Below are 667 nucleotides of genomic sequence, written 5' to 3'. Positions count from 1 at the left end.
TTTTGTAGAATGAACCGGCGAGTTACGTTCCCGTGCAAGGTTAAGGTGAGAAGCCGGAGCCGCAGCGAAAGCGAGTCTGAATAGGGCGATATAGTACGTGGACGTAGACCCGAAACCGTGTGATCTACCCCTGCCCAGGGTGAAGGTGCGGTAACACGCACTGGAGGCCCGAACCCACGAATGTTGAAAAATTCGGGGATGAGGTGGGGGTAGCGGAGAAATTCCAATCGAACTCGGAGATAGCTGGTTCTCCCCGAAATAGCTTTAGGGCTAGCCTCGGGAGATGAGTAGTGGAGGTAAAGCACTGATTGGGTGCGGGGCCCGCCAAGGGTTACCAAGTCCAGTCAAACTCTGAATGCCACATACTTTATCCCGGGAGTCAGACAGTGAGTGCTAAGATCCATTGTCAAGAGGGAAACAGCCCAGATCATCAGCTAAGGTCCCCCAGTGTGTGTTAAGTGGGAAAGGATGTGGAGTTGCAAAGACAACCAGGATGTTGGCTTAGAAGCAGCCACCATTGAAAGAGTGCGTAATAGCTCACTGGTCGAGTGACTCTGCGCCGAAAATGTAACGGGGCTAAACACACCACCGAAGCTATGACCTGAACAAGTAATTGTTCTTGGGTAGGGGAGCGTTGTATGTAGGTTGAAGGTGTACTGTAAAGAGG

Annotated in this window: 1 rRNA gene; it reads left to right on the top strand. The window is 51.7% G+C overall.

From position 1 onward, the window contains the following. A 23S ribosomal RNA gene (locus CF651_RS31775) occupies nucleotides 1-667 on the top strand; the annotation flags it as partial.

It is taken from the genome of Paenibacillus rigui (assembly GCF_002234615.1).
Taxonomy (GTDB): Bacteria; Bacillota; Bacilli; order Paenibacillales; family NBRC-103111; genus Paenibacillus_S; species Paenibacillus_S rigui.
This window is presented reverse-complemented; position numbering and strand designations above follow the sequence as displayed.